Origin of the sequence: Streptomyces sp. NPDC002795, from assembly GCF_042888725.1 — a bacterium.
GTDB lineage: Bacteria > Actinomycetota > Actinomycetes > Streptomycetales > Streptomycetaceae > Streptomyces.
In genome coordinates this window covers 249,186-269,541 of the sequence record NZ_JBIAQB010000004.1, presented here as the reverse complement: position 1 = coordinate 269,541, position 20,356 = coordinate 249,186, and the positions used below count along the sequence as shown (strand labels likewise).

Annotated in this window: 24 protein-coding genes; 12 read left to right on the top strand and 12 right to left on the bottom strand. The window is 71.8% G+C overall.

From position 1 onward, the window contains the following. Positions 1-8: 8 nt before the first annotated feature. A complete protein-coding gene (locus tag ACFYWS_RS14370) occupies positions 9-665 on the top strand; it encodes an ADP-ribosyltransferase (RefSeq protein ID WP_389275675.1) in 657 nt (218 codons plus the stop codon). Between the two features lie 65 nt (positions 666-730). Here the strand turns inward: ACFYWS_RS14370 and ACFYWS_RS14365 are convergent, their stop codons facing one another. Together ACFYWS_RS14365 and ACFYWS_RS14360 are read right to left on the bottom strand one after the other, a co-directional pair. Next, positions 731-1,216, bottom strand: coding sequence for a hypothetical protein (locus tag ACFYWS_RS14365; RefSeq protein ID WP_389274764.1), 486 nt, complete (start codon positions 1,214-1,216; stop codon positions 731-733). Further along, entirely contained in the window at positions 1,213-1,539 is a 327-nt protein-coding gene (locus tag ACFYWS_RS14360; protein ID WP_389274761.1) for a plasmid mobilization protein, read from the bottom strand. Before ACFYWS_RS14360 ends, ACFYWS_RS14365 begins: the two co-directional genes overlap by 4 nt. Before the next feature lie 127 nt (positions 1,540-1,666). On the opposite strand from ACFYWS_RS14360, the gene ACFYWS_RS14355 reads away from it, so the two are divergent. Continuing rightward, entirely contained in the window at positions 1,667-2,332 is a 666-nt protein-coding gene (locus ACFYWS_RS14355; RefSeq protein ID WP_389274758.1) for a hypothetical protein, read from the top strand. On the opposite strand, the gene msrB is transcribed toward ACFYWS_RS14355, so the two are convergent. From msrB to ACFYWS_RS14335, 4 genes are all read right to left on the bottom strand, one after another. Then, on the bottom strand, positions 2,278-2,685 hold the full coding sequence (gene msrB / locus ACFYWS_RS14350) for a peptide-methionine (R)-S-oxide reductase MsrB (RefSeq protein ID WP_389274755.1): 408 nt from the start codon (positions 2,683-2,685) through the stop codon (positions 2,278-2,280). The two genes, ACFYWS_RS14355 and msrB, sit on opposite strands and share 55 nt — an antisense overlap. Before the next feature lie 5 nt (positions 2,686-2,690). Beyond that, entirely contained in the window at positions 2,691-4,103 is a 1,413-nt protein-coding gene (gene murC, locus ACFYWS_RS14345; protein WP_389274752.1) for a UDP-N-acetylmuramate--L-alanine ligase, read from the bottom strand. A gap of 120 nt (positions 4,104-4,223) precedes the next feature. Continuing rightward, entirely contained in the window at positions 4,224-4,697 is a 474-nt protein-coding gene (locus ACFYWS_RS14340; RefSeq protein ID WP_389274749.1) for an indole-3-glycerol phosphate synthase, read from the bottom strand. A gap of 182 nt (positions 4,698-4,879) precedes the next feature. Then, positions 4,880-5,692, bottom strand: coding sequence for a pyrimidine reductase family protein (locus ACFYWS_RS14335; RefSeq protein WP_389274746.1), 813 nt, complete (start codon positions 5,690-5,692; stop codon positions 4,880-4,882). Positions 5,693-5,774: 82 nt separating this feature from the next. Between ACFYWS_RS14335 and zapE the strand changes: the two genes are divergently transcribed. The 3 genes from zapE (at position 5,775) to ACFYWS_RS14320 (ending at position 9,411) form a co-directional block, all read left to right on the top strand. Continuing rightward, complete coding sequence (gene zapE / locus ACFYWS_RS14330) at positions 5,775-6,845, top strand: cell division protein ZapE (protein ID WP_389275672.1); 1,071 nt, start codon at positions 5,775-5,777, stop codon at positions 6,843-6,845. A gap of 129 nt (positions 6,846-6,974) precedes the next feature. Then, positions 6,975-8,393: a PhoX family protein gene (locus tag ACFYWS_RS14325; RefSeq protein WP_389274743.1), complete on the top strand. Its 1,419-nt coding sequence runs from the start codon at positions 6,975-6,977 to the stop codon at positions 8,391-8,393. 139 nt (positions 8,394-8,532) lie between these two features. Continuing rightward, on the top strand, positions 8,533-9,411 hold the full coding sequence (locus tag ACFYWS_RS14320) for an ABC transporter substrate-binding protein (protein WP_389274740.1): 879 nt from the start codon (positions 8,533-8,535) through the stop codon (positions 9,409-9,411). A 27-nt stretch (positions 9,412-9,438) separates the two neighbouring features. Here ACFYWS_RS14320 and ACFYWS_RS14315 read toward each other — a convergent pair whose 3' ends face one another. Together ACFYWS_RS14315 and ACFYWS_RS14310 are read right to left on the bottom strand one after the other, a co-directional pair. Further along, positions 9,439-9,675 (bottom strand): hypothetical protein, encoded by a 237-nt coding sequence (locus ACFYWS_RS14315; protein ID WP_389274737.1) that lies wholly within the window; start codon positions 9,673-9,675, stop codon positions 9,439-9,441. 7 nt (positions 9,676-9,682) lie between these two features. Beyond that, positions 9,683-10,006 carry a plasmid stabilization protein gene (locus ACFYWS_RS14310; protein WP_389274734.1) on the bottom strand — a complete coding sequence of 108 codons (324 nt, stop codon included), beginning with the start codon at positions 10,004-10,006 and terminating at the stop codon, positions 9,683-9,685. A 227-nt stretch (positions 10,007-10,233) separates the two neighbouring features. On the opposite strand from ACFYWS_RS14310, the gene ACFYWS_RS14305 reads away from it, so the two are divergent. Continuing rightward, positions 10,234-10,491: a WhiB family transcriptional regulator gene (locus tag ACFYWS_RS14305; protein WP_389274731.1), complete on the top strand. Its 258-nt coding sequence runs from the start codon at positions 10,234-10,236 to the stop codon at positions 10,489-10,491. Positions 10,492-10,550: 59 nt separating this feature from the next. On the opposite strand, the gene ACFYWS_RS14300 is transcribed toward ACFYWS_RS14305, so the two are convergent. Beyond that, positions 10,551-10,916 (bottom strand): DUF6479 family protein, encoded by a 366-nt coding sequence (locus tag ACFYWS_RS14300; RefSeq protein ID WP_389274728.1) that lies wholly within the window; start codon positions 10,914-10,916, stop codon positions 10,551-10,553. 86 nt (positions 10,917-11,002) lie between these two features. On the opposite strand from ACFYWS_RS14300, the gene ACFYWS_RS14295 reads away from it, so the two are divergent. Continuing rightward, the gene (locus ACFYWS_RS14295; protein WP_389274725.1) at positions 11,003-11,875 is read left to right on the top strand and encodes a polysaccharide deacetylase family protein; all 873 of its coding nucleotides are present in this window, start codon (positions 11,003-11,005) and stop codon (positions 11,873-11,875) included. Positions 11,876-11,971: 96 nt separating this feature from the next. Here the strand turns inward: ACFYWS_RS14295 and ACFYWS_RS14290 are convergent, their stop codons facing one another. Both ACFYWS_RS14290 and ACFYWS_RS14285 read right to left on the bottom strand, forming a co-directional pair. Further along, positions 11,972-12,640 (bottom strand): ABC transporter, encoded by a 669-nt coding sequence (locus tag ACFYWS_RS14290; RefSeq protein WP_389274722.1) that lies wholly within the window; start codon positions 12,638-12,640, stop codon positions 11,972-11,974. Then, positions 12,637-13,473, bottom strand: a complete 837-nt coding sequence (locus ACFYWS_RS14285; RefSeq protein WP_389274719.1) for an ATP-binding cassette domain-containing protein — start codon at positions 13,471-13,473, stop codon at positions 12,637-12,639. The genes ACFYWS_RS14290 and ACFYWS_RS14285 overlap by 4 nt, the downstream gene beginning before the upstream one ends. A gap of 101 nt (positions 13,474-13,574) precedes the next feature. Between ACFYWS_RS14285 and ACFYWS_RS14280 the strand changes: the two genes are divergently transcribed. The 5 genes from ACFYWS_RS14280 (at position 13,575) to ACFYWS_RS14260 (ending at position 19,548) form a co-directional block, all read left to right on the top strand. Then, positions 13,575-14,312, top strand: coding sequence for a peptidyl-tRNA hydrolase (locus tag ACFYWS_RS14280; protein ID WP_389274716.1), 738 nt, complete (start codon positions 13,575-13,577; stop codon positions 14,310-14,312). A 220-nt stretch (positions 14,313-14,532) separates the two neighbouring features. After that, positions 14,533-15,858 carry a DUF692 family multinuclear iron-containing protein gene (locus tag ACFYWS_RS14275; protein ID WP_389274713.1) on the top strand — a complete coding sequence of 442 codons (1,326 nt, stop codon included), beginning with the start codon at positions 14,533-14,535 and terminating at the stop codon, positions 15,856-15,858. A 307-nt stretch (positions 15,859-16,165) separates the two neighbouring features. Continuing rightward, the gene (locus ACFYWS_RS14270) at positions 16,166-16,930 is read left to right on the top strand and encodes a DUF4142 domain-containing protein (RefSeq protein WP_389274710.1); all 765 of its coding nucleotides are present in this window, start codon (positions 16,166-16,168) and stop codon (positions 16,928-16,930) included. Between the two features lie 62 nt (positions 16,931-16,992). After that, positions 16,993-17,772, top strand: coding sequence for a TIGR04222 domain-containing membrane protein (locus ACFYWS_RS14265; protein WP_389274707.1), 780 nt, complete (start codon positions 16,993-16,995; stop codon positions 17,770-17,772). Positions 17,773-17,958: 186 nt separating this feature from the next. After that, positions 17,959-19,548 carry an alpha/beta hydrolase gene (locus tag ACFYWS_RS14260; protein WP_389274704.1) on the top strand — a complete coding sequence of 530 codons (1,590 nt, stop codon included), beginning with the start codon at positions 17,959-17,961 and terminating at the stop codon, positions 19,546-19,548. 75 nt (positions 19,549-19,623) lie between these two features. On the opposite strand, the gene hemQ is transcribed toward ACFYWS_RS14260, so the two are convergent. After that, positions 19,624-20,355: a hydrogen peroxide-dependent heme synthase gene (hemQ, locus tag ACFYWS_RS14255; RefSeq protein WP_389274701.1), complete on the bottom strand. Its 732-nt coding sequence runs from the start codon at positions 20,353-20,355 to the stop codon at positions 19,624-19,626. Between the last annotated feature and the right edge of the window lies 1 nt (position 20,356).

Genomic DNA, 20,356 nt, shown 5'->3' with positions numbered 1-20,356 from the left:
TGCTCATGATGATCAACAAGATCCCCCGCACCGCACGCCGCCTCGCCACGCTGCCCGCCGCCGCGGTGTCCGTACTGGCCCTCGCGTCCGCTCCGTCGGCCACGGCCAGTGCCCCGGACGCCGACACCGCGAAGTCCGCCGCCTCCGTGGCGAAGGCCGCGCCCGCCTCCTGCCCCGTCGTCCCGGACCGCCTCTACGCGGCCGTCGACCGCGTCCCCCTCGACAAGATCTCGCCGGAACCGGAGTACCGGAACGACTGCCAGACGCTGTACCGGGCGGACGGCCGCGCGCCAGCGGTCATCTTCAAGGAGGGCTTCGCCCCGAAGGACGTCAAGTACGGGCAGTACGACCTGGAGAGCTACGTCCTCAAGAACCAGCCGTCGCCGTTCGTCTCCACCACGCGTGACCACGACCTCTTTAAGAAGTGGACCAAGTGGATGAAGGGCGGCGCGTACAACTACTACATCGACGCCCCGAACGGCATCGACGTCAACGAGACGATCGGCGACACGCACAAGTTCGCCGACCAGGTCGAGGTCGCCTTCCCCGGCGGTGTCGCGTCGCGCTTCGTCATCGGCGCCTGCCCGATCAACAAGGAGACCAACACCGAGAGCATGTCGGACTGCGTGAGCAACCCGGGCTTCCGGCCCGTGACGGTGCGGTAAACGGATCCCGCCGAGAGAGCGGCCTCGATGCGTCCGGAGCACACGGACTCACGTGAGTTCCGCTCTCAGACGGCCACCACATGCACGTCCGGCGGTGCCAGAACCGCCAAGTACGCACGGATGTCGTCCGGATCACTGGTGAAGATCACCGCGCTGCCGTGCCTGGCGGCGGCGAGCGCCACCCACGCGTCCACCGCGTCGGGCCGCTTCTTCACGGGCAGCGCCGCCTGCCCCAGGGCCGTACCGACACGCCGCCAGTCGGCCAGATCGGGGCCAGCCGCACACGCCAGGCACTCCGGGCGGCCCACCTTCGTCTCACGCATCGCGGGCTCCGAGGTACGGGCTTGTGGGATCGTGCAGCCCTTGAGCACCCCTGACAGGGAGTGCACCAGCGCCGGACGTGGGCGCCACACCTGTGCGAGGACCGGCCCCAGCACCAGCGCCCGATGCGGAGCCGACCGCACCCCTTCGTGCAGCGCCACCGCCTTCGCCTTTCGGTCGGCGAGCGCGATGAGCATGCCGGAGTCGTAGACCGGCACCCGAGCACTCACGCGGCATACCCCGGATTGTGTCCCTGCCGACCCTGGCCGTGAACGAGGCCGAGCGCCTCCTCGACCTCCCGGCGCTCCTGCTCCGTCAGCTCCACCGACTCCGCGGCCGACTCACCGGTCATCCCACCGGCCTCCCGCTCCGCCTTGGCGATCAGAGCGTCCACCCCGGCGAACTGCTCCTCTATGGCGTCGCTCTCGGCCATCTGCCGTGTCGCGGCATGCACCAGGTAGGCCGAAACATCCATGCCCGCCCGCTCCGCGTGCTCCTTGATGCGTTCGGCCTGCCGTTGATCGAGGCTGATACTGATCCGCGTCTTCGCCATACCGTCATCGTATGACGCGTATTACGAGGGTTCAAGTCACGTTCCGAGCCGGCCGTCGCCCGAGTTGACGGGGACGGGATGTGCAATGCGGCATCAGGTGTTGGTGGTCGGGGTCAAAGGACCCGCCGTGGACTCCGCCGAGGATTCGCCCCCGCAATGGCAACAGCTACGTTCCGCTGGAGGACGCTCTCACGCAGGCGGTCAAGAGCAAGGCCGACTTCACCACCTCGCCGAGCCGCTCACCCGCTGGGTCACCATGGCAGAGGCCCAGGCAGCGGACGGCACCGGCGATCCTGCCGTCCTGCTGATCCTCGACCTGTGTCACTCCGGGTCGGTGGTGACGGAGCACCTGCGGTCGCTGGTCCGGCCGGAACGCCGTCGCGTCTGGGTGATCGCAGCCTGCCACTCCGATCAGAGTGCCTATGACGGCCGGCTGAGTATCGCCGTCGGCGAGATACTCAGCGGTTTCGCCTCCGGGGCTCTGAAGCTCGACCCGTCAATGCCGTACATCCCGATCACTCGGTTCTGCCGTGAGGTGGCCCGCCATGGAGTCACAGAGCACGTGTGCGGTCACGGGGACATCATCGCCGTCCCACGCCCTCTCAAGCAGCGCTTCCCCACGGTGGATCTCGATCTCACGGACAGCATCGCGCCGTTCGACTTTCACCGCGCGGCGCATGCTGCCCACACAGAAATATCTGTGTGGGCAGCATGCGTTCAGGGGTGGGCCGGTCGCGGTCAGTCCTCGTCCGACGCCAGCGTGAGCGAGATCGAGTTGATGCAGTACCGCTGATCCGTGGGCGTCGCATAGCCCTCGCCCTCGAAGACGTGGCCGAGGTGCGAGCCGCAGCGCGCGCAGCGCACCTCGGTGCGGAGCATGCCGTGGGAGCGGTCCTCGATGAGTTCCACGGCGTCGGTGTTCTTCGGGTCGTAGAAGGACGGCCAGCCGCAGTGCGACTCGAACTTCTCGGTGGACGTGAAGAGCTCGGCGCCGCAGGCCCGGCAGCCGTAGACGCCCTTCGTCTTCGTGTCGGTGTACTCACCGCGGAACGCGGGCTCCGTGCCGGCCTGGCGGAGCACCGCGTACTCCGCCGGAGTCAGCTCCGTGCGCCACTGCTCGTCCGGCTTCTCGACGTCGTACGACATGTCTCTCAACCCCTCAGCTGGTCCAGGATCCGCGGGCCGAGCTCCGTGACGTCGCCCGCTCCCATGGTGAGAACGAGATCGCCGGGCTTGGCCATTCCCGCGATCGCCGCGACCGCCGTGTCCTTGTCGGCGGCGGCCTGCACCTCGGCGCCCGCCTCGACCGCGGCGTCGATGATCAGGGCGCTGGTGATGCCGGGGATCGGGTCCTCGCGGGCCGGGTAGATGTCGAGGACGACCGAGGCGTCCGCGAGCGCGAGGGCGGCGCCCATCTCCTTGCCCAGCTCCTGGGTGCGGGAGAAGAGGTGGGGCTGGAAGAGGACGAGGACACGGCCGCTGCGGGTGTCGGCGGCCGCCGAGCGCATGGCTTCCAGGTCGGCCGCCATCTCCGTGGGGTGGTGGGCGTAGGAGTCGATGACCTGCACGTCGCTCTCCTCGCCCTTGAGCTGGAGGCGGCGCTTGACGCCCGTGTACGACTTGAGCGCCGAGGCCAGGTTCCGGGCCGGGATGCCCATCGCGACGCCCGCCGCGAGCGCGGCCACCGCGTTCTGCGCGTAGTGGCGGCCGGGGACGGAGACCGTGAAGGTCAGCAGCTTGCCGTCGAGGAGGACGGTCACCTCGCTGGCCAGGCCGCGCGGGGTGATCTTGTGGATGCGGATGTCCGCGCCCTCGGACTCGCCGTACGTGACGACCTTGAGGGACGTCGTGTCCCGGACCCGGCGGGTCAGCTCGGCCGCGCCCGCCTGGTCCGCGGCGATGACGAGGGTGCCGCCGGGGGTGATCTTCCCGGTGAACGTCTCGAAGGACTCGTAGATCTCGTCCATGGACGCGTAGTTCGCGTGGTGGTCGAGTTCGACGTTGAGGATGATCGCGACTTCCGGCGCGTACTTGTGGAAGCTGCGGTCCGATTCGTCGGCCTCGGCGACGAAGATCTCGCCCTCGCCGTGATCGGCGTTGGAGCCGGGGACGTCCAGGTCGCCGCCGATGGCGTAGGAGGGCTGAAGGCCGAGGGACTTCAGGGACACCGCGAGCATCGACGTCGTGGTCGTCTTGCCGTGCGTGCCCGCCACCGCGATCGGGCGCAGGCCGTCCATCAAGGAGGCGAGGGCGTCGGAGCGGTGCACGACCGGAACGCCGAGCTCCTTGGCACGGGCCAGCTCCGGGTTGTCCTCGCGGATGGCCGAGGAGACGACCACACAGGTCGCGTCCGAGGCGAGGTGCGCGGCGTCGTGACCGATGTGCACGCTCACGCCGAGCTCGCGCAGCGCCTGCGCCGTCGCGGACTCACGGGCGTCGCTGCCCGCCACCCGCGCGCCGCGCTGGGCGAGGATCTTGGCGATGCCCGACATGCCGGCGCCGCCGATGCCGATGAAGTGCGGTCGGTCCATGTCGGCGACGGATTGCGGCAGGCCGGGTGCCATGCGTGGTCTCCCCTGGGGTTCTCGGATGTCCTGATCCGTGATCACGACGACCACGGCACGGGCCCCAGCCTATTGCCTCGGCCTGTGCCGCCCCGCACCTCTCCCTGTTACGCCTTGCTGTTACGCCTTGCTGTGCGAGAACAGCTTCAGGACCGGTACGCCGACCTGGTGGCGGGCGCGCGAGGCCCAGTCCCGGTGGAAGAACTCCTCGACGTAGTGCGGATCGGTCAGCACGATGACCTCGTCCGCCCGCACCTCGTCGACGAGGGCCTTGAGGGCGCTCAGCGGGTGGTCCTCGATGAGGCGGCCGACCGCCTCGCTGCCCGCCTGGTGCAGCGCGGCGAGGGAGACGGCGAGGGCCTTCTCCGCCGGGCCCTTGGCCTCGTCGCCCTCGGGCACCTCGCTCTCCCTGCCCGCCTCGTCGAACTCTCCCATCGCGACGTCGTCGATGGCCCGCAGCAGGCGGTCCGCCTGGTCCCCGCGGGGCTGGAGCAGCACGTGGAAGGAGACGTCCTCCTCACCGTGCAAGGTGGTGACGAACTCCACGTCGGCGGAGGTCAGAGCCTTCTCGATCATCAATACGCTCGTGAACACGACGGGCGCCCTTCTTCTCCTACCGTGGGCCGACTGACGACGACCCTCCGGGTGGACCAGCGGACCTGCGGAAACCATCCTGCCCCGCATTCGCACGGGGTCTGCGAGATTTAGTGTGCCCAGCCAAAGCTAAACGGAACGACTCATTCCGCCGAATGTCGCCGTGCTTTCGGCGACAGCGGCTACTGTGCGCCCCGCGGCCTGGCGTAACGGCTGAAGAGGAATCCGTCCTCCTCCAGCAGGGACGTCAGTTCGAACCGCTCCGGCACGGCCAGGGTCGAGCCGCCCGCGATCCGCTGGGCGTCGCCCGCGGTGAGCACCGGGGACACGGTCAGGCACAGCTCGTCGAGTGCCCGGCCCGCCACGAACTGGCCGAGCATCCTCGGCCCGCCCTCGGTGAGCAGGCGCTTGAGGCCCCGCTCGCCGAGCGCCGCCACAGCGCGGTCCGGCTCGACCGCCGCGCCGTCGCCGGCGATCAGCACCTCCACGCCCGCTCCGCGCGCCGCCGCGATCCGGTCGGCCGATGCGCCCGCGCCGGTGAGCAGCAGCGTCGGCACCAGCGGGTCGGTGAACAGGGGCAGGCCGAAGTCGAGGTCGAGGCTGGCGCTGATCACGGCGATCTGCGGGGCGGGGCCCTGCCCGGCCGCCTCTCTGCGCGCCGCGAACGCCTCGCGCGCGCGGGCCGGGCGGTAGCCCTCCAGGCGGACCGTCTCCGCGCCGACCACGACGACGTCGGCGAGGCCGCGCAGCATGCCGAAGACCCGCATGTCGGTGGCGTTGGAGATGGGCTGGGAGCGGCCGTCGTGCTGGGCCGCGCCGTCGAGCGTGGAGACCATGTTGGCCCGCAGCCACGGCGCGTGCCCGGCCTCGGGCGGGTAGGCGTAGGCGTCGGCGAGCTCGTCGAGGCTCCACTCATGCCCCTCGGGGCTCGCCTCCCTCCCCTCGTACCCCTTGCCATCTGCTGTTTCGTACGTCACAGGGAACAGGCGTCGCATGACGTGCAGTGTGGCACGGCGACTAAGCTGGGTGGCTGTGTCGTCATCCCTCGAAGCCACCGACTCCCGGGAGTCCAGCCAGATGGGCATCAGCCCCATACCCGACCCGTCGCCGCTGTCCCTGTGCGCCCGCGAGCCGCATGTCCCCGCGGAGCGCCTGGTCGCCGAGATGGTGCCGCCGCCCCGCTTCGACTCCGTTCGCTTCGACACGTACATACCGGACCCGAAGCAGCCCAGCCAGCCCGAGGCCGTGCAGGTCCTGAGCTCGTTCGCGGCCGGCCTCGGCGGGGCGCACGCGTCCGGCGCGGGCAAGCGCCGCTGGTTCAGCAAGAAGCCCGCCGCCCCGACCGGACCGCTCGGCGTCTACCTCGACGGCGGCTACGGCGTCGGCAAGACCCACCTCCTCGCCTCCCTCTGGCACGCGACGCCCGCGGAGCCCGAGTACAAGGCCTTCGGCACGTTCGTGGAGCTGACGAACCTCGTCGGCGCGCTCGGCTTCCAGCAGACCGTCAGGACGCTCAGCGGGCACCGGCTGCTGTGCATCGACGAGTTCGAGCTGGACGATCCGGGGGACACGGTGCTCGTGTCGTCCCTCCTGGGGAAGCTGGTCGAGGCGGGTGTCGCGCTCGCCGCGACGTCGAACACGCTGCCGGGCAAGCTCGGCGAGGGCCGGTTCGCCTCCGCCGACTTCCTGCGCGAGATCCAGGGCCTGTCGGCCCACTTCAGGCCGCTGCGCATCGACGGCGAGGACTACCGGCACCGCGGCCTCCCCGAGGCCCCCTCGCCGTTCACCGACGAGCAGGTCACCAAGGCGGCGTACGCCACCGAGGGCGCCTCGCTCGACGACTTCCCGCACCTTCTGGAGCACCTCGCGCGCGTGCACCCGAGCCGGTACGGGGCACTGACGGACGACCTGAAGGCCGTCTGCCTCACCGATGTGGCGGCGGTGCCCGACCAGTCGACCGCGCTGCGGCTCGTCGTCCTGGCGGACCGGCTCTACGACCGGGAGATACCCGTGCTCACGTCCGGGCTCCCGTTCGACCAGTTGTTCAGCGAGGAGATGCTGAACGGCGGCTACAAGAAGAAGTACTTCCGGGCGATCTCCCGGCTGACCGCGCTCGCGCGTGACGCGAAGGGTCTCGTGCACGAGTAACCCCCAGGTGAGGCGTTACGTGGGTGGGTGCACGAAACGCGGGCGCTACGCGCGTGGTTCCCGCGGCGAAAGGCACGTGATAAACACAGCCGGGTCACAGTTCCTGTCCGCCAGCAGGAGGTTGCACCCATGTCACGCACCGCAGACACCACAGACGCAGCAGGCACCACAGACGCAGCAGACGCACGACAGCCGGCGACCCGGCGTCAGGTCCTCGCCCGTACCGGCGCCCTGGGAGTGGGCATCGCGTTCGCGGGGAACCTCTCCGAGCTGTTCGCCGGCTCGGCCGCCGCCCAAGGACGCGCCGGATACGGCCCGTTGGTGCCCGACCCGGCCGGTCTTCTCGACCTCCCGAAGGGATTCCGCTACAAGGTCCTGTCGCGGGAGGGGGAGCCACTGCGCTCCGGCGAGGGCAAGGTGCCGTCGAACCACGACGGCATGGCGGCCTTCGCCGGCAGACAGGGCCGCGTACACCTCGTACGCAACCACGAGAACCGGGTCACCGGGAAGATCGGCGTACCGACCGTCGAGGGTCTGACGTACGACCCGATGGGCAAGGGCGGCTGTACCGCGCTCACCGTCGACCGGAAGAACAACGTCGTGTCCGAGCGGGTCGGCATCGCCGGCACGGCGGTCAACTGCGCGGGCGGGCCCACGCCGTGGGGTACCTGGCTGACCTGCGAGGAGACCGAGGACAAGGCCGGTACGAACGGCTACACCAAGGACCACGGCTTCATCTTCGAGGTCGACCCGGTCGACCCGCACCGCTCGGGCGCCGTCCCGCTCACCGCGATGGGCCGCTTCCAGCACGAGGCGATCGCCGTCGATCCGAAGCGCGGTGTCGTCTACGAGACGGAGGACGCCTTCGACAAGCCCTTCGGCCTCTTCTACCGCTTCCTGCCCAAGAACACGAAGGGCGGCCTCGGTTCACTGCGCGCGGGCGGGAAGCTGCAGGCTATGCGGGTGCCCGGCGTGCCGGACCTGTCGGCGGTCCAGGAGACCGGCGCCACGTTCAGCGGCATCGAATGGGTCGACGTGCCGGACCCGCTGGCCGCCCAGACACCCATCCGCAACCAGGACTTCGGCCCGAAGGGCATCACCCACGCGCAGAAGCTGGAGGGCTGCTACTGGGGCGGGTCGAGCGTCTACTTCGTCTCGTCGTACGCCCGCAGCCGCGAGGGCTCGGCCGCCGACCACTTCGGGCAGATCTGGCGCTACGACCCGTCGTCGCGCCGTCTGACGCTGGTCATCGTCTTCGGCCCCGACACGGACGTCCAGCTCCCGGGCGAGGAGCCCGACAACATCTGCCTCGCACCCAGCGGTGGCCTGATGGTGTGCGAGGACGGCGAGGGCGCGCAGCACGTGTACGGCGTGACGCGCAAGGGCGAGGTGTACGCCATGGCGCGCGGCCGGCAGAACATCGGGACGGCCGACGAGCCCGAGTGGGGCGAGTTCGCCGGGGTCACGTTCTCACCGGACGGCGAGACGATGTTCGTGAACTGCTATACGCCGGGGACCACGTTCGCGGTGACGGGACCGTGGCACTAGGGACCGTGGCCTAGCGCGCTGGTCCGCTCGCGCATGACCGGTCGGCCGTTCCCTCGTTCGAGGGGACGGCCGTTCGCGTGGCCGGTTTTCACGGGTGGCGTGCCGCGTGCCGGGCGAGTGCCCTGGGCAAGGTCCCCCCATGGAAGAACGGTCAACCACAGCCTGGGAGTTCACCGACGACCGCGGACACCTGACGTCCGCGAGCGAGACGCCACGGCGCGTCGTCGCCTATATACAGGCCGCGGCGAGCCTGTGGGATCTGGGCTTACGCCCGGTGGGGATCTTCGGCTCGTTCCATGACGGCGACGAGCCCGATCACGCCAAGTCCGGCGCGCTGCCGCTGGACGACCTCGCGTATCTGGGCGCGGGAGCCGGCCTCGGCCTGGACGACGTACTCGCGGCCGGCCCCGACCTGGTCGTGGCGCTCACGTACGGCGGCGGGCAGGTGTACGGGGTCGAGCCCGATACGGCGAAGCATCTGGAGGAGCACGTCCCCGTCGCCGTGATCGACGTGGGGCAGGGCCGCACGTTGGGCGGCGTACGGGAGCGCTTCGCGGAGCTCGGGCGCTCGCTCGGGGCCTCGGAGCCGACGGCGGCGCGGGAGGAACTGGCACGCGCCGAGCGGCAGTTGGGGGTCGCGGCCCGCGGGGCGCGGAACGTCAGGGTGCTGGCCCTCTCGGCCGCAGGGGCGGACGCGGTACATCTGGCCCGACCCACTAAGTGGCCCGACCTGAGCGCGCTCGGCGGGCTGGGGGTGGGCATGGTGGCGCCGCCCGAGGGGCCCGGCGCCAACTGGTACACGGGGACGTGGCGGGATGTCGCCGAACTCGCCCCGGACGTCATCCTGTCGGACGCGCGCGCCAACGCGGCGCCGCGCGAACAGTACGCGGCCGACCCGCACTGGGCGTCCGTCGCCGAACGGGCCCCGGTACTGCCGTGGAACCCGGAGGTCCCCGCCAGCGCCCGCGCCCACGCGGCACTCTTCGACCAGATGGCGGGAGCGCTGCGGGGGCGTTAGGGCTACGTACGGGGAGGCCCTGTCGACCTAGTCGGCGGGTTCGTCCGGGACGGGCTGGTCCGGGTGGGTGCCCGGGGCGTGGGGTGCGCCGGTGCGGCCGGTGCCCGCCACGTCCGAGTCGGGGACGGAGACGTCGGTCGCGGTCTCGTCCGCCGGGGCATCCTCAGCGGCGGCCCCGGTCTGCGGCTCGGCGGTTTCGGTGTCGTCGGCGTCGGCCTGCTGGTCGGGGAGGTCCCTCGGGACGGCGTCCGGTTCCCTGTCCATGGGGTGATCAGCGCCCCAATGCCTTGGCGAGCTGGGACTTGTTCATCTTCGAGCGGCCCTCGACGCCCCGGTCCTTGGCCTCCTCGTAGAGCTGGTCCCTCGTCGGACCGCCGGAGCCCTGGTGGGAACGCAGACCGCCGCGCCTGCTGGAGGAGATGTCCTGCGTCGACGTGCGGCTCGCCTGCTTGGACTCGCCGCTCCTCGCGCGTTCCTTGTTCACCGTGCGGGCGGCGATCTCCTTGGCCCGCGACGTGCTCTCGCCCCGGTCCTGGGCACTCTCCTTGATCTTCTCGTACTGGCGCTCACGCTTGGCATTCGATCCGCTCGGCATGGCGGCTCTCCCTTCGCTTCCGTTCCGTTCTAGCCCCTCCCGCCCCATGTCGCAGAGCGAGGCCGGGGCCGGGGGGTGCGTATCCCCCCGCCCCGGCTTCCCTTCGACTCCCCTGGCCACCCGGCCGCGATCCGGGTCCCCGCGGCCACCCCGCTCAAACTCCGCGTTTCCGTGCGGGTGTTGAGGGCACCCGCCGCCGCATGCCGTTACCAGTGAGGACCACGGAGATGGAGTGGCTGGACAGCGCGGCGTGTGCCGAGGAGGACCCGGAGGTCTTCTTTCCCGTCGGCACGACCGGGCCCGCCATGGACGACGTAGAGGCCGCCAAGGAAGTCTGCCGACGCTGCCCGGTGATCGCGGAGTGCCTGCGGTGGGCCGTCGCCACAGGACAGACGACGGGGGTCTGGGGCGGCACCTCCGAGAGTGAGCGGGCCGGGCTGCTCCGCGCCGAGCGCCGACGCGCGCGGGCCGAGGCCGCACGCTGACGGCGTGACGCCCGACAGCACGACTGCCCGGGACGTCACGCTCCGTAGCGCCGAGAGCGTCACGTGCTGCCCGGGCCGCCGCTGCCGAACGAGCCGCTGTTGCCCCGGCTCCAGCGGCGCGGCCGCTGGTCCTTGCTGCGCTTGCTGCCCGCGTTGCGGAAGCCGTTCAGCTCGTGCGGGGTCAGACGGGCGCCGCCGTCGTCCGTGTGCGGCATCTCTTCGGGCTCCCGCACCTCGCGGACCTCGTGGACCGGGCCCGTACGGGGGAGTTTCGGCTGGTCGGCCGGGTCGGGAGGGCCCGGTTCCCGGCGGCGGAACCTGATGCCCATCCAGACCGCCCAGATCAGGGCCAGCGCGATCACCAGACCGGCGACGAACGGGACGATCGCGGTCGAGAGGTCGGGGAAAGCCATTGGTGTCGTCATGGGTGCCGAGTACCCCACAGAACGAGATCACGCCCCGGCGTTCCGATTTGCACGATTTGCGGTGAATCCGACGATACTGTTGGCGCGTGATCAGACACGTACGGCGCGTTACTGCGGCCTGCGCCCTGGGCGCGCTCGCTCTCGGCCTCGCCGGATGCGGCGACCCCGCGGCGGACAGCTCACCGAAGGCCACCCCCAAGGCGTCCGCGGAGGCCTCCGCGAAGGTCTCCCCGAAAGCGAGGGCCACCCCCAAGCCCACCCTCGCGCCCGGGCCGGGCGGCACCACCCCCGTCTTCGAGCGCGGCGCGGCGACGAAGGAGCGGACCGTCGCGCTCACCTTCGACGCCGACATGACGGCCGACCAGGGGGCGCGGGCTCGGTCCGGGGAACACTTCGACAATCCTCAACTGATCGACACTTTGCGGAAGTTGAAGGTCCCCGCCACCGTCTTCATGACCGGGCGCTGGGCCGAGGAGTATCCCGCGCAGGCCAAGGACATCGGCCGGGACCGGCTCTTCGAGGTCGCCAACCACTCGTACAGCCACTACGCCTTCACCGGGGACTGCTACGGACTGCCGAGGGTCCCGGCGCGGGGCATGCGGGCCGACGTCGACCGCGCGTTCGGCGCGTTCCGGAAGGCAGGGGTCGAGCGCGTCGTGCCGTACTTCCGGTTCCCCGGCGGCTGCTACGACCGGGAGGCGCTGCGGGCGCTGACGCCGACCGGGGTGACGGCGGTGCAGTGGGACGTGGTGAGCGGTGACGCGTTCGCCACGGACGCGGACGCCGTGGCCCAGCAGGTGCTCGACGGGGTGCGGCCCGGTTCGGTCGTCGTCATGCACTGCACGCGCAGCGCGGCGCCGACGACGGAGCGGGCGGTGCGCTCGGTGGTGCCGAAGCTGCGGGCGAAGGGCTACCGGTTCGTGCGGGTGTCGGAGCTGGTGGGGACGGCGCGCGGCTAGGGCCTGTCTTCAAACTCCCGCCTGCCCGGCGGGCGGCGACGGGAGTTTGAAGACAGGCCCTAGCGCATTCGATCCACGCCCAACCGCTGGAGCCGGTCAGCGGCGGGACGCGAGGGCGCCGGCAGCGGTCGCGCAGATTCCGGCGACGGCCACCGCCCCCGCGAGCGGCAGCAGCAGGACCGGCACCGCCCCGTCCTGCGAACCGGTCACCAGGGCGCTCACCGCCGACTTCGCCGGTGAGCCGGGGGCGATCAGCGCGACGAGCGCGCACAACACCAAGGCGGCCACGCCGAGGCCGGTGCCGCGCACCACGGGCCAGGTGGTGACGGCCCCGACGGCGACACCGACGAGGGCGCACACCAGCACGGCGAGCAGCCCGGCCCCGGCGGCCGGCCACCTGGCCACGCGCACCAGGCGATCGGTGCTGACCCCGTCGCTGATCAGCGCCACGACCACGCTCGCCACGACGCCGACGGCCACCGTGGCGAGGAGCGCGGCGGCCAGGCTCGCCAGGTGGGCGCGCCACGGCGCCGTCGCCGCGGCGGTGCAACTGCGGGCCGCGGGCGGCTCGTTGGTGACACATATCCGCGCCAGCCAGGCCCCCACGGGCAGCAGGGCGGCGGCGGTGTACGCGAGGGAGTCGAGCACCGGCTGCCCGGCCTGCACACCGACGGCGGCGAACGCGGCGTAGAGGACGACCGGTGCGAGCCAGCGCTGCGAGCGCAGCAGCAGGGCCGACTGGTAGGTGAGCAGGGCCGTGGTCATCCGTTGATCTCCGTGGGCTCGGGCGTGCGGACAGCGACGATGTGCCAGGGCGGGTCGGCGGCGAGCAGCGTGCGCAGCACGGCGTCGGAGTGCGCGGCGTCCGTGGTGATCCGTACGGTGCGGGGGTCGAGGCGGACGTGGGTGTGCGGGTGCGGCAGGGCGGGCTCGTGCCCGGCGGGCCCGGCGGCGTCGACGACCACGGTCGCGCCGCCGCCTCCGGTGCTCCGCAGCACGGCCCCGCCCTCCACCTCGTACGTCGCGTCGGCGGTGGCGGCGAGGCGGCGCGGGTCGTGGTCGACGAAGAGCACGGCGGCGCCGGCTTCGGCGCGTTCGGCGACGGCGCCGTCCAGTGTGTCGCGGGCGGCGGTGTCGAGCCCGGTCCAGGCCTCGTCGAGGACGAGCAGCTCCGGCTCCGCGAGCAGGGCCGCGGCCACCGCCACCTTCTGGCTGCTGCCCTTGGACAGCTCGGCGAGGGGTGAACCGGCGTGGGCGTCCGCGCCGAACCGCTCCAGCCACTCCCCCGCCCGCCGCGCGGCCGTCGGGCGGCCGAGGCCGTGGATGCGGCCCATGTGCGTGAGGTAGGCGCGGGCGGTGAACGGCAGGGCGGCCGGGAAGCGTTCGGGGACGTAGGCCGTGCGCGGGCGGCCGATGACCCGGCCCTCGGTGGGCGTGTCGATCCCGGCGACCAGGCGCAGCAGCGTGGACTTGCCCGCGCCGTTGGGCCCCCGCACCCGGAACACGGCCCCCTCGGGCACGTCCAGGTCGACCCCGCGCAGCACCCAGGGCCCACCGAGTCCGTAGCGGCGGCCCGCGCCGCGCAGCGTGACGTGCATGCGGTCATGTTCCCGTACCCAAGGCAGCGATCCTTCAGCGGCAGGGGCCGGGGCGAAGCCCGTGACGTGGAGGGCGGCCGACCGCCTGGCAGACTGGACCCGTGACCAGCGACGCTCCCCGTACCGACACCCCCTTCCGCTCCGAGCCCAGCGCACGCGACGAGGCACCGCAGTTCGTGCTGCCGCTCGTCGTACGCATCGAGCGGGCCGCGCCCCCGGCGCGTACGGACGCCCTGGAGGCCGCGGCGCGCGCGGTGTTGGTGATCCTCTCGGACGAGCGCTCGGCCGGTGAAGGACCGTGGGCGCAGGCGATGCGCGACTGGCAGGACGCCCGGATCCGCAAGGTGGTGCGGCGGGCGAGGGGCGCGGAGTGGCGGCGCGCGGAGGCCCTCGACGGGATCACGGTCACCACCGGCTCCGCGGAGGTACGGGTCTTCCCTCCGGTCCCCCTCGACGCCTGGCCCAAGGACCTGGCCCGCCTCCAGGTCTCCGGCACGGACCTCGACGACCCGGAGGAGCCGCCCGCCCCCGCCTCCTCGGCCCCGGTCCTCTGGCTCAACCCCGACCTCGGCATGACGGCGGGCAAGACCATGGCGCAGGCCGGACACGGGGCTCAGCTCGCCTGGTGGGAGCTGTCCGACGCGGAGCGCAAGGAGTGGCGCGAGGCAGGCTTCCCGCTGTCGGTCCGCACCGCCGACCCGGAGCGCTGGCCGGCGCTGACGACGAGCGGGCTGCCCGTCGTACGGGATGCCGGGTTCACGGAGATCCCGCCCAGCGACACCGTCGTGTCCGAGGGGCCACGGACGGGCGATTTCCTGTCCGGCCTCGCCCACCTCTGAGCCCCGGACACGAAGAAGACCCCGCCCGTCCGCACGGGGGATGACGGACGGCCGGGGCCACTTGAAAGGCTACCCCACTCCGTGTGGGGCCGGGTCGGTTCCCCACCCGGAGGCCGGTGGGTGAAACCTCAAATGTTGCTCTGAACGTTCCCGGTCAGGGGTTCGAGCCATGCCGCCGCGGTCAGGAATCCTGGAAGGCGGGCGGAGGAGGGGGAGTCCCATGGAGCTGGGTACCGGGATCGGATGGCGGCCCGAGATCGCGGAGACGGTCGAGGCCATGCCGGGCATCGACTGGGTCGAGGCCGTCGCCGAGAATCTGTGTCCGGGGCATCTGCCGGACTCCCTGCGGCGGCTGCGCGAGCGCGGCGTCACCGTCGTCCCGCACGGCGTCTCGCTCGGCCTCGGCGGCGCCGACCGGCCCGACGAGGGGCGGCTCGCCGACCTCGCCGCATGCGCGGAGGCACTGGGTTCGCCGCTGGTCAGCGAGCACATCGCGTTCGTACGGGCCGGGGGTGAGCGCACCGCTTCGCAGCCGCTGGAGGCGGGACACCTGCTGCCCGTGCCGCGCACCCGCGACGCGCTCGACGTGCTGTGCGAGAACGTGCGGATCGCCCAGGACGCGCTGCCGGTGCCGCTCGCGGTGGAGAACATCGCGGCCCTGTTCGGCTGGCCGGGCGAGGAACTGACGGAGGGCCAGTTCCTGTACGAGCTGGTGGAGCGGACCGGCGTACGGCTGCTCATCGACGTGGCCAATCTGCACACCAACCACGTCAACCGCGGCGAGGACCCGGCGAAGGCGCTGGCCGAGCTGCCGGTCGAGGCCATCGCGTACGTGCATGTCGCCGGCGGCTTCGAGCGGGACGGCGTCTGGCACGACAGCCACGCCCACCCCGTACCGCGGGCCGTGCTCGACGTACTGTCCGAGCTGGCCTCGCGCGTGACCCCGCCGGGCGTGCTGCTCGAACGCGATGACAACTTCCCCGAGGACCTTGGGGAGTTGGGGCGCGAGGTGGAGGTCATCCGGGAGACGGTCGCGGCCGGGGCCGGCCCCCGCGCGCGGCCCCCGGCCCACCGGGCGACCGCACCCGCCGCCCCAGCCGTCGACGACGCCACGCGGCAGCGGCTCGCGCTCGACCAGGCCGCCCTGCTCTCCGCACTCGTCGCCGGCACTCCCGCCCCTGAGGGCTTCGACCGCGGGCGGCTCGCCGTACAGAGCCGGGCACTCGCGGCCAAGCGGGCCGACGTCGTCGCGAAGGTGGCACCCGAACTCCCGCTGATCCTCGGCGAATCCGCGTACCGGTCACTCTTCCTCGGCTACGCACGACGCCGGCCCATGACGAGCGGCTACCGACGCGACGCACTCGACTTCGCGGAGACGCTGCTGCTCGCGCAGCGCATCCAGGACCCGGGCACGCGCCGCGAGTTGACCCACTGGTGGCTGAACCGCTCCGGCCCCAAACCACTGACGCACCGCCCGATGACCAGGGCCCTGCGGACAGCAGCGCTCGCCCGGCGGGTAAGCAAATCAAGCCCTGCCGGCGATTGAGCAAACCAAGCCCCCGCGGCGGGTGAGCAAATCAAACCCCGCCGGCGATTGAGCAAACCAAGCCCCCGCGGCGGGTGAGCAATCAAGCCCCCGCGGCGGGTGAGCAAATCAAACCCCGCCGGCGATTGAGCAAACCAAGCCCCTGCGGCGGGTGGGCAAATCAAGCCCCGCCGGCGATTGAGGCGCGGGGTCCGGGGCAGCGCCCCGCGACCGCAACACACGCCTACCGCAGGCGACGTACTCCCGGTCAATGCCCGCCGCGACACCCCAGCCGGAGGCTAACGTGCAGGCCGCACCAGGAGGCACCATGCGATTACCCCCGCCCACCGACATCCGCCTCAACGGCACCGCACTCATCGTCACCGGACTCGTCGCGACGCTGGCCGCACTCGTCTTCCCCCTCTGGTCGTACGCGGACCGCTCCGGCACCGGACTCGACGAGCTCAACGCACAGTCCGTCTCCACCAGATTCGGGCCGCTGTCCGCCACCGACCGCGTCTTCATCACCAAGGTGCGGCTCGCCGGACTGTGGGAGCTGCCCGCCGGGCAGCAGGCCGAGGAGCGGGCGCCGAGCAAGGCGGTCGAGACAGCGGGCGAGCACCTCGTCGAGGGGCACACGTTCCTGGACGCCCGGGTGCGCGAGGTCGCGGCCCGGATGAACCTGGAGCTGCCCAGCCAGCCGAACGCACAACAACAGGGCTGGCTAAGGGAGTTGACCGCCGCGAAGGGTGAGGACTACGAGCGGAGGTTCGCCAATATTCTGCGCCGCGCCCACGGACAGGTCTTCTCCCTGGTCGCCCAGGTGCGCGCCTCGACCCGCAACGCGCTCGTACGGCAACTCGCGGACGACGCCAACACCACCGTCCTCGACCACATCAAGGTCCTGGAGGCCACCGGTCTCGTCGACTTCGACGCGCTCGCCCGCGACGGGGCCACCGCGAGCCCGCCGCCCGCCACCCGCTCCCCCGCCCCGCCGGGACCCACCTCCGTACCGGGCTCCGCGACCCCGGTCTCGCCGTCGGCCACCCCCTCGTTCCCCCTGCCGCCCGCCGTGTCCCGGCCGAAGGCGTAACAGGCTGTCCACATCGTGGGCGAGGCGTAGCGGCATCGGCGCAACTGTCGTAGAAACTGCGCATGTTGTGGGTCCTGTTCCTCCTCGTCGCCTGCGCCGCCGCCGGAGTCTCCTGTGGGCGGCTGTGTCTCGCGGCCGTACGCGCCGCCGAGAGCGAACGCGCGACGGACCTCGATACGCACATCGGCGTGCGCCAGGGTCAGGAACTGTCCCTGTACGAGACCGCCTTCCTGTCCGGCGGCCCCGAGCGAGTCGCCGAGGTGACCCTCGTGTCGATGGCCCGCAGCCGGCGCCTGCTGCTCGCGCACACCGGCTGGGCGACCGTCGTCGACCCGGTCGGCGAGGACCCGATGGAGCGTTCGGTGCTCCGGGCGATCGGGCCCGAGGGGCAGGCGCGGATCGCGCCGCTGCGGTCCGCCGCCGCGGCCGGGGACGCGGTGCGGGTGCTCGCCGAGCGGCTGGTCGCGGCCGGGCTCGCGGTGCCGGACGGGGAGCGGACGTCGCTCGCGGGCGTGGTGCGGCAGGTGCGGCAGGCGGCGGCCGCCGTGCTGGTGCTCGGCGCGCTCGCGGTCCTGCTGCCGGGCGAGAGCGGGCGTCAAGGAGGGCCGGTGGCGCTGTGGTTCGGGCTTCCACTGCTGCTCACGCTGAGCTGTCTGACGCTCGCCCGCGTCGAGATCCACCCGTACACGCGCTGGGCCTCGCCGACCGGGCAGCGGCTGCTCGCGGGCAGGCCGCTGGGCGCCGGCAGTCTGCTCGCCGTCGCGGTGCGCGGGGTGCGGGCGGTCGACGACCCGCAGCTGCGCGCCGCGCTGACCGGCACGGGGCGGCATACCACCGAGTGAGCCGCCGCGCACGCCGATGAGGGCAGTTACCACGCATCAGGGTCATGGTTCCGACACCGACGACCTGGTGCTTTACATCGTCAACTGCCGCCCCAAGGATCCCTTTTGTGCGCGCGAGCCGCACGGCCGCGCGAACAGCTTCGCCGCCCGGGTTCGCGGGCCCCGACGAAGGGATACGTCCAAGCGATGCGAGCAGCCCCCGTCCTCTGCGCCACCGCGGGATCCTTGATCCTCTCGGCCCTGGTCCCCGCCCCCGCGAGCGCCGCCGGGCCCACGCCTCCGCCCGCCGCCGAGACGGCCGGCAGCACGATCGCCGCGCTGCGGGCCGCGGACACGGGGATCGACTGGGGCACCTGCCCCAAGGCCGAGGGCCTACCGAAGCCGATCAAGTGCGGGACCGTCACGGTCCCGCTCGACTACGCGCATCCGATGGGCAAGCAGATCAAGCTGACCGTCAGCCGCGCGAAGGCGACCGGCAAGAACATCGACAAGGGCAAGGGGCACAAGGTCGCCCGGCAGGGCCCGCTCGTCTTCAACCCCGGCGGCCCCGGCGGCAACGGCATGTACTTCCCGATGGCCGGAACACAGCCGGAGTGGCAGCACATCGGCGCCGCGTACGACCTGATCGGCTACGCCCCGCGGGGCGTGGGCCGGTCGGCGCCGCTGTCGTGCGAGGACCCGAAGAAGTCCCGGAAGGGCCCGACGCAGTCGCCGACCCATCCCTCGGCCGCGTACAAGAAGAAGCGCGTCGCGCAGGCGAAGGAGTACGCGCGCGGGTGCGCCGAGCGGAACCCGGACATCGAGCACTTCAACACGCTCAACAACGCCCGCGACCTGGACGTGCTGCGGGCCGCGCTCGGCGAGAAGAAGCTGACGTTCATGGGCGCCTCGTACGGGACGTACATCGGGGCCGTGTACGCGGAGCTGTTCCCCTCGCACGTGCGGCGGATGGTCTTCGACTCGGCGGTCGACCCGTCCCCGGAGGGGATCTGGTACGCCAACAACCTCGAACAGTCCGCCGCCTTCGAGCACCGCTGGGCCGACTTCAGGGCGTGGGTCGCCCGCCACGACAAGACGTACCACCTGGGCGATACGCCAGAGAAGGTGCTGGCCGCGTACGAGAAGGTGCGCGCCGAGGTGTCCCGCGAGCCGGCCGGGGGGAAGGTCGGGCCCGCCCAGTTGCAGTCCGCGTTCCTCCAGACCGGGTACTACGACGACTACTGGCCGCTGCGCGCCCACGCGCTGTCCGCCTACGTGAAGGGCGACCCGAAGCCGCTCGTCGACCAGGCCGCGCCGGTCCGGGAGTCCGCCAAGGAGGACGAGAACAGCAACGCCGTCTACACGGCCGTCCAGTGCAACGACGCGTCCTGGCCGACGGACTTCCGCACCTGGGACCGCGACAACTCGGCCCTCGCGAAGCGCGCCCCGTTCGAGACGTGGGACAACGCGTGGATGAACCTGCCGTGCGCCTACTGGTCCACTCCCCGCCGGCAGCCGCTCGACGTACGCACCGCCCCCGGCGAGCTCCCGCCGACGCTGATCCTCGCGGCCGAGCGGGACGCGGCGACGCCGTACAAGGGCGCGCAGGAACTCAACCGCCGCCTGGCGGGCTCCGCCCTGGTGACCGAACGCAAGGCCGGCACCCACGGAATCGGCGCGGGCCCCAACAAGTGCGTGAACGGCCGCCTGGACGCGTATCTCCTCAGCGGAGAGCTGCCGGAGGAGGGTGCGGCGTCCTGCGCGCCGCACAAGGAACCGAAGCCGCTGGGCACATAGAGCCCGCTCTTCGGACGAGAGCCAGCGGGGTCCGGGGCAGAGCCCCGCGACCCCGCCCCCGGGTGGGCGCACCAATCAGGCGAGCCCCGCCACCAAATCCGCAACAGACTTACGGCGCCCCGTGAAGAACGGAACCTCCTCACGGACGTGCCTCCGCGCCTCGGACGCCCGCAGCAACCGCATCAGGTCCACGATCCGGTGCAGCTCGTCCGCCTCGAACGCGAGGATCCACTCGTAGTCGCCGAGGGAGAAGGACGCGACCGTGTTGGCCCGCACGTCCGGGTAGCCGCGCGCCATCTTGCCGTGGTCGGCGAGCATCTTGCGGCGCTCGTCGTCGGGCAGCAGGTACCAGTCGTAGGAGCGCACGAAGGGGTACACGGAGATGTAGTCGCGCGCGTTCTCGTCGGCGAGGAACGCCGGGATGTGCGAGCGGTTGAACTCGGCGGGGCGGTGCAGCGCCATGTTCGACCACACCGGCTCGAGCGCGCGGCCCAGCTTGGTGCGGCGGAACAGGTTGTACGCCTCCTGGAGCTGGTCGGCCGTCTCGGCGTGCCACCAGATCATGAGGTCGGCGTCGGCGCGCAGGCCCGACACGTCGTACGTGCCGCGGATGGTCACGTCCTTCGCGGCGAGCTGGTCGAACAGCTCCTGGACCTCGTCCGCGTACCCGGAGCGGTCCTCCGGCAGCACGTCCTTCAGCTTGAAGACGGACCAGAGGGTGTAGCGGATGACCTCGTTGAGGTCCTTCGCCAGCTTGCCCTTGTTCGGTACGCGCGCGGCGTCGGTGTTGGGGGTGTCGTCGCTCATG